13 protein-coding genes are annotated in these 12,203 nt (G+C 37.9%); 1 reads left to right on the top strand and 12 read right to left on the bottom strand.

Annotated features, from left to right (window positions below):
• Positions 1–133 precede the first annotated feature (133 nt).
• On the top strand, positions 134–304 hold the full coding sequence (locus GH741_RS04890) for a hypothetical protein (protein ID WP_153735664.1): 171 nt from the start codon (positions 134–136) through the stop codon (positions 302–304).
• A 32-nt stretch (positions 305–336) separates the two neighbouring features.
• On the opposite strand, the gene GH741_RS04885 is transcribed toward GH741_RS04890, so the two are convergent.
• The 12 genes from GH741_RS04885 to uvrB form a co-directional block, all read right to left on the bottom strand.
• A complete protein-coding gene (locus GH741_RS04885; protein ID WP_153735663.1) occupies positions 337–867 on the bottom strand; it encodes an acyltransferase in 531 nt (176 codons plus the stop codon).
• Between the two features lie 4 nt (positions 868–871).
• Complete coding sequence (ppaX, locus tag GH741_RS04880) at positions 872–1,510, bottom strand: pyrophosphatase PpaX (RefSeq protein ID WP_153735662.1); 639 nt, start codon at positions 1,508–1,510, stop codon at positions 872–874.
• Positions 1,485–2,447 carry a nucleoside recognition domain-containing protein gene (locus tag GH741_RS04875; RefSeq protein WP_153735661.1) on the bottom strand — a complete coding sequence of 321 codons (963 nt, stop codon included), beginning with the start codon at positions 2,445–2,447 and terminating at the stop codon, positions 1,485–1,487. The genes ppaX and GH741_RS04875 overlap by 26 nt, the downstream gene beginning before the upstream one ends.
• Positions 2,448–2,462: 15 nt before the next feature.
• The gene (lgt, locus tag GH741_RS04870; protein ID WP_153735660.1) at positions 2,463–3,290 is read right to left on the bottom strand and encodes a prolipoprotein diacylglyceryl transferase; all 828 of its coding nucleotides are present in this window, start codon (positions 3,288–3,290) and stop codon (positions 2,463–2,465) included.
• A 13-nt stretch (positions 3,291–3,303) separates the two neighbouring features.
• On the bottom strand, positions 3,304–4,251 hold the full coding sequence (hprK, locus tag GH741_RS04865; RefSeq protein WP_153735659.1) for an HPr(Ser) kinase/phosphatase: 948 nt from the start codon (positions 4,249–4,251) through the stop codon (positions 3,304–3,306).
• A gap of 124 nt (positions 4,252–4,375) precedes the next feature.
• The gene (locus GH741_RS04860) at positions 4,376–4,738 is read right to left on the bottom strand and encodes a phage holin family protein (protein WP_153735658.1); all 363 of its coding nucleotides are present in this window, start codon (positions 4,736–4,738) and stop codon (positions 4,376–4,378) included.
• Positions 4,735–4,935 carry a PspC domain-containing protein gene (locus tag GH741_RS04855; protein WP_153735657.1) on the bottom strand — a complete coding sequence of 67 codons (201 nt, stop codon included), beginning with the start codon at positions 4,933–4,935 and terminating at the stop codon, positions 4,735–4,737. Before GH741_RS04855 ends, GH741_RS04860 begins: the two co-directional genes overlap by 4 nt.
• 11 nt (positions 4,936–4,946) lie before the next feature.
• On the bottom strand, positions 4,947–6,032 hold the full coding sequence (locus tag GH741_RS04850) for a DUF4097 family beta strand repeat-containing protein (RefSeq protein WP_153735656.1): 1,086 nt from the start codon (positions 6,030–6,032) through the stop codon (positions 4,947–4,949).
• Between the two features lie 38 nt (positions 6,033–6,070).
• A complete protein-coding gene (bshB2, locus tag GH741_RS04845) occupies positions 6,071–6,727 on the bottom strand; it encodes a bacillithiol biosynthesis deacetylase BshB2 (protein ID WP_338079246.1) in 657 nt (218 codons plus the stop codon).
• A gap of 20 nt (positions 6,728–6,747) precedes the next feature.
• Complete coding sequence (locus tag GH741_RS04840; protein ID WP_153735654.1) at positions 6,748–7,101, bottom strand: YojF family protein; 354 nt, start codon at positions 7,099–7,101, stop codon at positions 6,748–6,750.
• 147 nt (positions 7,102–7,248) lie between these two features.
• Positions 7,249–10,125 carry an excinuclease ABC subunit UvrA gene (gene uvrA, locus GH741_RS04835; RefSeq protein ID WP_153735653.1) on the bottom strand — a complete coding sequence of 959 codons (2,877 nt, stop codon included), beginning with the start codon at positions 10,123–10,125 and terminating at the stop codon, positions 7,249–7,251.
• A 6-nt stretch (positions 10,126–10,131) separates the two neighbouring features.
• Complete coding sequence (gene uvrB / locus GH741_RS04830; RefSeq protein ID WP_338079245.1) at positions 10,132–12,114, bottom strand: excinuclease ABC subunit UvrB; 1,983 nt, start codon at positions 12,112–12,114, stop codon at positions 10,132–10,134.
• Between the last annotated feature and the right edge of the window lie 89 nt (positions 12,115–12,203).

Below are 12,203 nucleotides of genomic sequence, written 5' to 3'. Positions count from 1 at the left end.
CGCAGACTCCTCGAAAATGAAGTTCAATTTTCTTCGTGCGTAGTGATTCAGGAAGATAATTCAAGTCCTATGGGAACAGCGCGTGTCGAAGACCCCGGAAGAATCGCTCTTTGATTCTGAGGAGGCTGAGACCGTGCCCATGGAAAGCGAAGTATTCTGCCGAAATGGTTGTATTGCAGTCAATTTAACAAGAATGAAAAAAATAAGATTAGTAAGAGTTACGTCGGAGTTTATGGACTACCGTAATAACAACAATCTTTTAGAAAACAGCCTTTTAAAAACAAGTAAGCGACTCTTCTTCTAAAAGATAAAGAGCCGCTACCTTGTATAAAAAAATTAATAGTCACCAAGAAAATCATCTTCTTTTTTACGTTGATCCATTTCCTGTTTTGAATATATTTCTCTCATTGGATTTCCACCAACAAAAGTACCAGCGGCGACATCTTTATGTACTAACGTTCCTGCCGAGACAATTGCTCCATCACCAATACTAATTCCAGGTAAAATTGTACTGTTTGCACCTATCATTACCTCACTACCAATAATAACATCTCCAAGGCGATATTCCTTAATTAAATACTCGTGAGCTAATATTGTTGTATTATATCCAATCACGGTATTTTTACCGACAGATATTTTTTCAGGGAACATAACATCGAGCATAACCATTAGGGCAAAAGCTGTCTCATCGCCTACCTTCATCCGAAGAAAATTTCGATATAACCAATTTTTCATCGATAAAAAAGGTGTATAACGCGCAATCTGGATAACAATAAAATTTTTAACTACTTTCCAAAAAGGAACGGTTTTGTATATATGCCATAACGAGTTTGCTTTAGTAACTCGATAACGCTCTGTCCTGCGCATAATCTCACGCTCCTAGTATCTTCAGTAGATCACTCATCTCTTCTAACATATAGTCAGGCTGATAGGCTTCCAATGTTTCTTTTCCTTTAATCGACCAGGAAACACCAGCTGTTTTTGTACCTGCATTTTTCCCAGCCTCAATATCATGATAATTATCTCCAACCATAAGTGTTGTCGATGCTTGTGCGTCTAACTCCTTTAATGCCTTAATAATAGGCTCAGGATGCGGTTTAGCATGGGTAACATCATCAAAACCAATCAATACATCGAACATGCTGTCCATTCCTGTAACCTTTAATCCCTTCCAAGCTGTGGAATTAATTTTTGTAGTGACAATACCAAGCTGGTATCCTAGTTCCTTCAACTTTGAAATCGTGTCTATTACTGTAGGATAAGCAACAACAAAACTGTCATGATGATGAAGATTATGTGTAACGTATGTTTTTTTCATTTGCTCAGCCAAAATAGGATCAATCTTCTCAAAGGTATCTACAAGTGGAGGACCAATAAAATCTAATATTTCCTCCCGCAAATATTCTTTATCGGAATATTGTTGAAGTGTATGTACAAATGAAGCAATAATAAGCTCATTTGTATCAATTAATGTGCCATCTAAGTCAAATAGTATCGTACGAATGGTCATGTAGTTGCTCCTTTCTTTGTCTCCTGATGTTTCGATTCCAAACGAAAGCAATTCCAGCTGTTAAGATAATTGCTGTAGTTACCCGGATAATCAAAAGTGGCCAAACAGGTATGCCTAATGGAATAAAAACAAGTGTATCTTCAACGACTGCATGACAGGACACCAAAAAGATGAATGCCAAATACATATCTTTTTTGGATACTCCGTCCTCTTTTACAGCTTGAATCATCAGCCCAGCGCCATAAGCAAGACCAATCGTGAGCCCAGCTACCAACGTCATCGAGGTGTTTTTATCCATTCCTAATAATTTTGTGAAAGGGGATAACCATTCGGACATTTTATTCATCCATCCCAGCTCTCGGAAAAATTGCATGAATACCATCAGTGGAATGACAATCGCCGCTAACTGTATGATTGCCATCGAAGCAGTCTGGAATCCCTGTAGAAAGATATCAAACCATCCTTCTCTAGCTTGCTCACTTTTAGAAATCATCCCATATTGAGCAAATTCACTTCCGCCTTTCCACACTAGATTGATTACAAAGGCAGAACCTATCGCTAATGCTACTCTCACTCCGACAACAATCCACCAACTAATTCCTACCCTTGTTGCCACCACTGATTCTACAAATAGATTGTGAGAGAAGGACAACATTATAGCCATCAAAAAGACCTCTTTAACAGTGAATTCAAACGAAAGAATCGCACCGATTCCGGCATATAAATTTAAGGCATTACCAATAACCAATGGGACTGCCGCTTCACCGGGAAGGCCAATCCACTTCATCATTGGTGCTAATAAATCAGCAATCCACTGAAGGAAGGGTGTATAACGAAGAATGGTGATTAATAAAGTAATCGGAAAAATTACTTTTCCCAAAGTCCACGTTAATAGTGCCCCCTGTTTTAGTCCTCGTTGTATGATGCCAGTAACCAATGTCTTATCCCCCAGTTATAATTTTTTCCCGTTGTACCTTCTATTTACCTGACCGCTTTTACGTCGGTAAATCATAATTCCAATACAAACAACAATTAATAAAATTGAAATAAACTGTGCAGTTCGTAAGTCGCCAACAATATATAAACTATCAGTACGCATACCTTCGATAAAATAACGACCAACAGAATACCATATGACGTAGCTTAAGAATAGTTCACCTCTAATAGGGTTATATTTTCTCAACATAAGTAAGAAAACCAATCCAAGAAAATTCCATACAGACTCGTATAGGAAGGTTGGATGATACATAACTCCACCAATACACATTTGATTTGTAATGAAATCTGGCATATATTGCATAAAGTTATTATAATAAGCCTCTGAGACAGCACGTCCGTGTGCTTCCTGATTCATAAAGTTTCCCCAACGACCAATTGCTTGACCCAAGATAATACTTGGAGCAGCAATATCTGCAATTTGCCAAAAAGAAAGCTTTTTTATTCGCGTGAATATGATGGCAGTTATGACAGAGCCAATTAGTGCCCCGTGAATCGCAATTCCGCCTTCCCAAATAGCAAAAACAGACCACCAAGGTCCACCTATGTAATTTTCCCACTCAAAGATAACATAATATATTCGTGCTGAAATAATCGCGGCAGGAATAGCAAATACGACCAAATCAATAAATACATCTTTATTTAATCCTAGACGATTTGATTCTCTAGTAGCTAGCCACAAAGCCAAAAAGACTCCTGTTGCAATGATTACTCCATACCAATAAATAGAAAGTGGACCTAATTCGAAAAATACCCTGTCTAAAGCCGGTGCACTACAACTCAATTTTCATTCCCCCTTAATCGAACTCTGAATCTAAACTACTTTTTTCTTTTTCAATCATCGTTGTTAAGCGCTCGGAAAACTCTTCTGCTGCATTTACACCCATTCTCTTTAAACGGAAGTTCATAGCGGCTACCTCAATGATTACAGCTAGGTTTCTACCAGGTCTCACTGGCACAATAACTTTAGGGATATCAACATCAATGATCTTCATCGTTTCTTCTTCTAAACCAAGACGATCATATTGTTTTTTTTGATCCCATGCTTCTAAATTTATTATTAGGGTAATTCTTTTAAATGATCGTACAGAACCTGCACCAAATAAAGTCATTACATTAATAATTCCAAGTCCTCTTATCTCTAGCAGGTGTTCGATTAAAGGTGGAGCATTACCTATTAGACGATCATAGTCCTCTTGACGGATTTCTACGCTATCATCAGCAACAAGGCGGTGCCCACGCTTAACTAACTCTAGTGCAGTTTCACTTTTACCTACGCCACTTTGACCTGTAATAAGCACACCAACACCATAAATATCTACTAATACGCCATGCATAGCAGTAAACGGTGCAAATTTGGCCTCTAAGTAATTGGTCAGTCTACTTACGACTCTAGTTGTTTTATATGGAGAGCGCATAAGCGGTACACCAGATTGATTACACGCTTCAATTAGTTCTTCCGGAATATCCATTCCCCTAGTTATTACAATGCCTGGGGTAATATCGGTGCACAAATTAACGGCACGATCTTTTCTTTCAGTAGTTGTCAAATCATGATAATAAGAAAGCTCTGTTTTACCTAGTAATTGTAATCTATCTTTTGGATAATATTTAAAATAACCCGTCATTTCAATCCCAGGTCGAGATATGTCACTCGTAAATATCTCCCTGTGAACACCGTCTTTTCCTGCGACAAGTTCTAATTTAAATTGGTCTAGTAAGTCCTGCGTACGTACCTTTACCATTTCTATCCCTCCACCAATATCTATCTGAGTTCATTGTAACTTATTGTAGCATTTTTTCTAGTGACAAGCACCACAATCCTATTTGATATGAAAAAAGCATAGGGTTAAATCCCCTATGCTTTGATTACTTACTTGTTTTAATCGTATCCTTCACTAGCTGATTTAGTATCAAATTCAAAACGGATAAAATGACAGCTGCAATAATTGCAATGCCAAACCCATCAATTACAAATGAATTACCAATCACAGCTTGGGTAATCATTAAGGTGATCGCATTAATAACGAATAGAAATAATCCTAATGATAGAAACGTTATCGGTAATGTTAGTATGACTAATATTGGCTTGACGATAACATTAAGAATTGACAGAATAAAACTTGCTAGAATAGCAGTACCAAAATTGTCTAAATGAAAATTATCAAATAACTGAGCGACAACGACAAGTGCAACAGAGTTAAGTAAAATAGAAATTAACCAATGTTTCATTGATAACTATCCCTTTCATTTGGAATGATAAAAATAGCAATAATATAAATTAAAGCTAATGGAATACCTCCGGAAAATATAAATGCAATTGCAAAAACAAGACGTAGAATAGTTGCATCAATATTGAAGTATTCGGCTATACCACCTAATACACCAAATGCCATTTGTTGGCTATTAGATCGAACTAACTTTTTCATTAGTATTCCTCCTATTCTGACGGAATTATCCAGACTGAGCCTGTCTTTGTCTCAGCTTCTAAATGAAACAACTTCTCATGATGGGAGTATGCATCAAAATGTAGTGAACGCTTCATCATTTCTTTCTTCTGTTCCACTATCTTATAATTATCAATATCACAATGAATGTTTCCGATATTTGTCTCCAATTGTCCATCAATTCGAACGCTGTTCGGTAACCTAAGCCTAACACTTCCTGTCGTTGTCTTAAAAAATCCAGTATGAGCGCGTTCTCCGTGCCAATCGCAGTGAATACTTCCGCTCACAGCCTGAGAATCTACTTTTCCGTATTGTCCATCGATTCGGGTCGATCCGTTTATTGTCTCTGTCTCAAGCGTTTCAAAAGATGATTGCTCCACTTTAATTGAACCATTTGCCGTTTCTAAATCTGCCTCATTGCCGTCAATATGGTCAATCGTTACAGTGCCATTTGTACTTTTTGCTTTAAACTGTCCTACAGATAGGTTTTCCGCATTTATTGAACCATTAAACAATTTAATTGCAATTTTATTATAGATTCGATTAGGAATTTTAATTGTCACATCTGCCTTTATATTTTTAGAGGGTATTAAAAAACGCAAATGATCATCAACAATCAAAAACTCAGCTTCTTCGATGAACTTTTTCCGGGCCTTATCTTGGTCATCTGATTGATAAACCCTTGCTTCACATTCAATCCTTACATCTGATTCATTCCATGGAAAAATAGTTAAAGTCCCATTAGAAATATCAATGTCCATATCAGAAAATGATGCAGATTGATTATGGAAAATATGGGAGACAGTATAATGCGGTCCAAAATTAAAATCTAAATCAACATTTTTAATCTTTGTAAAGGCTTCCTCCATAAAATGAACGAACTTTGATTTTTTAGATGTATGCTGCTTATCGTTAGTTTGTTCTTCTCTTTTTTCCCAATCAACATTTTTAGAAACGAATTGTGTTTGGTTTTTTGCCTGTTCAGCCTTTTCTAATGACTCTATTAATTCAACTGCCTCTTCCGCACTAACGATACCGTCCTCAACCATCTTTAAAATTTTCACCTGTTCTTCTTTCATCTGGAAACACCTCCATTATAATTAACCATATTCAGGTATCAGAATTTCCATGTGTAGAAAAATTCAGTACCTAATCGCTCCTTAGCAATCGCCTCTAGGTCATCAGTGGTTTGACTCATACTTCCTAACACACCCTGAGCTTGTGTTTGGTGCGCTAAAATCGTTGCCATTTTTTTCTTGAAGAACGGCAGGATGTTCATCTCGACATCTGGCTTTCCTAGCTCTTCCTCATACGTTCTGCTAATTGCTTGAGCCCAAACTGTGGGTCTAGTTTTTTCGTCCATTCGACTAACAGCCTCGATAACTGCAGCCCCTAAAGCGTTGTGATCGGGATGAACTGCATGATCAGGATAATGTGTAATAACCAAGCTCGGCTCGATTTCTAATAAAATACTTTTCAAATGCTCGGCAACCTCGTCTCTGGACTCAAACTCTAGCGTCTTATCCCTATATCCGAGCATTCTTAAGTCAACATCCAACACCTTACAGGCTGCTATCAATTCCTTCTTTCGAATTTCCGGTAATGTTTCACGGTTTGCAAAAGTGGGATTTCCCATATTTCTACCCATTTCACCAAGTGTTCCACATAAATAAGTAACCGGAACACCCTCTTCTCTGAATTTTGTAATCGTGCCTGATGCTCCAAAAGCTTCATCGTCCGGATGAGGATATATAACTACAACGTGTTTTTCCACTTCAATCACTTCTCCCAACTTTAATATTTGAAGGGTGTTTCACTAATTTGTAATGCCACCATCAATCTACCTTCACGATCATGTCCTGCCATTAACAATTGACCTTTTTCATCTAATTCCCATTTGCTTAGGCCCTCTGCATAAACCCAACCAATTTCGAGCTTTAGCCCTACACGATAAGCATTCCCGATACCTACTATTTTGGCATGGGTGTACGTCACCTTTGCATTCCGTATAAATGCGCCAACATTGTATGCTTTATCATCAAAATGACTAGCATATGCTCCATTAGTAGTCTCTAAATGAACATAAACTTCTTTATTCACAAAACGAGTTAGTTGTTCTTGTACCTTACCAATCTCGATATCTTCCATAGAACTCACCCCTCTATATGACTTAATCTAAATTTACCTTACTCAAAAATTACCTAGGCGTCAAAGTGTACACTATCTATGTAGTAAGTAGAGACTGTCTCATACAAGATTCTATACCCGTAATTCGACAGTCCCTATCTAACCCTATTATTTTGCTATAACCTTTTCTCTCTTTTCCATTCTTTCATCCATACGTTTACGATCTCGTTCAAGAATAGGTTTCAAATAACTACCTGTATAGGAGTCAGGCTCCTGTGCAATTTGTTCTGGTGTACCAGTAGCAATAATTTGTCCACCACGATCGCCACCTTCTGGTCCTAAATCAATAATATGATCGGCTGCTTTAATAACATCTAAATTATGCTCAATGATAAGAACCGTATCACCATTTTCTACTAGACGCTGGATAACCACTAGCAACCGAGAAATATCATCAACATGTAAACCTGTTGTTGGTTCATCTAATATATATAATGATTTCCCGTTAGATCTTCGGTGAAGTTCACTCGCTAACTTAACCCGCTGCGCTTCTCCTCCAGATAAAGTAGTTGCTGGTTGTCCTAGTCGAATATATCCAAGTCCTACATCAAAAATGGTTTGCAGCTTGCGTTTAATCTTAGGTATATTCGCAAAAAAATCAAGTGATTCTTCAATCGTCATATTTAAGACATCAGCAATATTTTTGCCTTTATACCTAATTTCCAATGTCTCTCTGTTGTACCGTTTACCATGACATACTTCACAAGGTACATACACATCTGGTAAAAAGTGCATTTCTATCTTGATGATTCCATCCCCACGACAGGCTTCGCAGCGTCCACCTTTTACATTAAAGCTAAAGCGACCTTTTTTATAGCCTCGTACCTTCGCCTCATTCGTTTGTGCATATACATCTCGAATATCATCAAACGCACCAGTGTACGTAGCAGGATTGGATCTTGGAGTTCTACCAATAGGTGATTGATCAATATCAATTACTTTCTCCAGATGCTCCATCCCTTTAATTTTCTTATGCTTACCTGGCTTTTGCTTACTACGTTGGAGTTTCATTGCTAATCCTTTATGGAGTATTTCATTAATCAACGTACTTTTCCCAGAACCAGAAACCCCTGTAACCGCATTGAACACACCAATTGGGATCTTTGCATCAATTTTTTTCAAGTTGTTTTCTTCGGCACCAATCACTTCAATAAAACGTTTATCGGGTTTACGGCGTTCTAATGGAACAGATATAAATTTTTCACCAGATAAATATTGTCCTGTTAAGGATTTAACATTCTTCATCACTTTATCAGGTGTTCCACTCGCAACAATTTCTCCCCCATGTTCACCGGCACCTGGACCAATATCAATTAGCCAATCGGCAGCTAGCATAGTATCTTCATCATGCTCGACGACAATTAATGTATTGCCTAAATCTCGCATCCGCTTTAAGGTAGCAATTAATCGATCATTATCACGTTGATGAAGCCCAATCGATGGTTCATCAAGAACATACAATACACCTGTAAGCGCTGAACCGATTTGAGTTGCCAAGCGAATTCGCTGTGCCTCTCCACCAGATAACGTTCCAGCTGCACGAGATAGCGTTAGATAGTCTAATCCGACATTATTTAAAAACATTAACCGATTATTTATTTCCTTTAAAATCATGTTAGCGATCGTAGCTTCTTTTTTAGTCAATTGTAAGGAATTAAAAAATGAGTCAGCCTCTTTCACTGCCATCTCGGTAACTTTACCGACATGGAGACCATTGATTAATACTGATGTTGCTTCTTCCTTTAATCGATATCCCTTACACTTTGGACAAGGTTTTTGTCTCATATATTTTTCCATTTGCTCACGGATAAAATCTGAGCTTGTCTCCTTATACCTGCGAGCAATGTTAGCAAGTACCCCTTCAAAAAGAATATCGTTCTCTCGTAAAATACCAAAGTCATTTTCATAACGGAAAAATATTTTTTCCTTGCCACTACCCAGTAAAATTTTATCTAACTGATCCTTAGGTAAATTTTTAATTGGGACTTCCATATCAATCCCGTAGTGCGTGCAAACACTTTCTAGTAATTTGGGATAATATTGAGAGCTAGTAGGCTCCCAGGCGACAATGGCTCCATCTTTAATTGATAAATCCCAATCGGGAATCACTAAATCTAAATCTACTTCCAGTTTTGTGCCTAGCCCATCGCAACGGCCACAGGCACCATAAGGACTTTTAAAAGAAAACATTCTAGGCTCTAACTCACCAATAGAGAAACCACAAATTGGGCAAGCGTGATGTTCATTGAAAAGAAGCTCTTCCTCTCCAATCACATCAACGATTACCTTACCATCCCCTAGTCGAAGAGCAGTCTCAAGTGAATCAGTTAATCGTGTCGAAACCCCTTCCTTAACAACGATACGATCAATCACTACCTCGATGGAATGTTTCTTATTTTTTTCTAAAAGAATTTCCTCGGTAACCTCACGCATTTCGCCATTTACACGAATGCGGACATACCCTTCTCGTTTCAAGTCTTCCAATACCTTTACATGCTCCCCTTTTCGTCCGGAAACGACAGGAGATAGAATTTGTAGTTTTGTCCGTTCAGGGTAGTTGAAAATACGATCTACCATTTGTTGAACGGTTTGCGAAGTAATTTCTATACCGTGCTTCGGGCAGGTTGGGCGTCCCACTCGTGCATATAATAGTCGTAAATAATCATAAATTTCGGTAACTGTACCAACAGTTGACCTTGGATTTTTACTTGTTGTTTTCTGATCGATTGATATTGCAGGTGAAAGCCCTTCAATCGAATCAACATCAGGTTTATCCATTTGCCCTAAGAATTGCCTAGCATAAGCAGATAAGGACTCAACATATCGACGTTGACCCTCGGCATAAATTGTGTCGAATGCTAACGAAGACTTACCTGATCCTGATAAACCAGTTAACACAACTAACTTATCCTTTGGTATCTCTACATCAATATTTTTTAAATTATGGGCTCTTGCCCCTTTAACCGTAATCGCCTTTGTTACCATTTAAGCTCATCCTTCCGCTTTAAGTTCCAGTACTAAATCACGAAGTTCAGCAGCTTTTTCAAAGTTTAACTCACGTGCTGCTTTTTTCATTTCTTTTTCCATGTTTTCTATCATCTTATCTTTTTCCTTCTTAGTAAGGTTTGAAACCTTAGGTGTATCTGACTTATATTCCTCTGCGTCTTCAGCAGCCATCGTAGCACGAATGACATCACGTACCTCTTTCTTAATCGTAGTAGGAGTTACGCCATGCTCTTCGTTATACTTCTGTTGCTTTTCTCGACGTCTAGTAGTTTCGTCAATTGCTTTTTGCATCGAATCAGTAATCTTATTCGCATACATTATAACGCGGCCATTTTGATTCCGAGCTGCACGACCCATTGTCTGAATTAAAGAGCGCTCGGAACGGAGAAATCCTTCTTTATCTGCATCCAAAATCGCCACAAGTGACACTTCTGGTATATCTAAACCTTCTCTTAGCAAGTTAATTCCTACGATTACATCATATTTACCAACTCGCAGGTCACGGATAACTTCAATCCGTTCTAACGTCTTAATTTCTGAGTGCAAGTAAGCAACCTTTATCCCGATTTCTTTTAAGTAATCAGTTAAATCCTCGGACATTCTTTTTGTTAAGGTTGTAACCAGTACCCGTTCATTTTTTTCTGAGCGCTTATGAATTTCCGATATTAAATCATCTATTTGACCCTCAATTGGGCGAATATCAATCTCTGGATCTAATAAGCCAGTTGGACGAATGATTTGCTCCGTCATTTTCGGTGTGTGTTCTAACTCGTAAGGACCTGGTGTCGCTGAAACAAACACCATCTGGTTTGCCTTTTTCTCAAATTCCGGAAAAGTTAATGGCCGATTATCCATTGCTGATGGTAATCGAAAACCATGTTCAACTAGTACTTTCTTTCTTGCTTGGTCACCATTATACATACCTCGCACTTGTGGTAGTGTTGCATGGGATTCATCGACAACTAGTAAGAAATCTTCGGGGAAATAATCGATTAAAGTGTAAGGTGTCGATCCCGGTTCTCGAAGAGTTAAATGCCTAGAATAGTTCTCGATTCCAGAGCAAAATCCCATTTCTTCCATCATTTCCAGGTCATAATTTGTCCGTTGCTCTATTCGTTGTGCTTCCAATAATTTGTTTTGTTCATTAAAATTTTTCAATTGCTCCTGTAACTCTTGTTGGATATTTTTAATCGCAACCTTTAATTTTTCTTCTCTGGTTACGAAGTGGGAGGCTGGGAAAATCGCAATATGTTCCCGGTCACCAATGATTTCCCCTGTAAGGGCATCTACTTCTCGTATCCGGTCTATTTCATCACCAAAAAATTCAACTCTCAAGCAATGCTCTTCTCTAGAGGCAGGAATAATTTCGACTGAATCCCCACGAACTCGAAATGTTCCACGTTGGAAGTCAATGTCATTTCTCGCATATTGAATATCAACTAAATTACGTAATAGCTCATCCCTGTCCTTTTCCATGCCTACTCGAATAGATAACACCATGTTTTTATATTCCTCTGGTGAACCCAAGCCATAAATACAGGATACACTTGCTACAATTAGGACATCGTTACGCTCAAACAATGCAGATGTTGCTGAGTGTCTAAGTTTATCTATTTCATCGTTGATACTGGCATCTTTTTCAATAAAAGTATCTGTTGAGGGTTTATATGCTTCTGGTTGGTAATAATCGTAGTAACTTACAAAATACTCAACAGCGTTATTCGGGAAGAATTCCTTAAACTCACTATAAAGCTGTCCAGCTAATGTTTTGTTATGGGCAATTACTAATGTAGGTTTATTTATTTCTTTGATTACATTAGACATCGTGAAGGTTTTACCTGTTCCGGTTGCACCTAGTAGTGTTTGGTGTCTTTTTCCTTGTTTTAAACCTTCCACTAACTCTGCAATTGCCTTTGGTTGGTCTCCTTCGGGTTGATATTGAGACACTAATTCAAATTGATTTTCCACAACGTTGAACCTCCGATCGGATCAAATTTAAATCGTTTTTATCATATTATACTATAACTTCAACAAAAACACGAACAAACATTCGTTTC

This window comes from Aquibacillus halophilus (genome assembly GCF_009649745.1).
Classification (GTDB): Bacteria; Bacillota; Bacilli; order Bacillales; family Amphibacillaceae; genus Aquibacillus; species Aquibacillus halophilus.
This window is presented reverse-complemented; position numbering and strand designations above follow the sequence as displayed.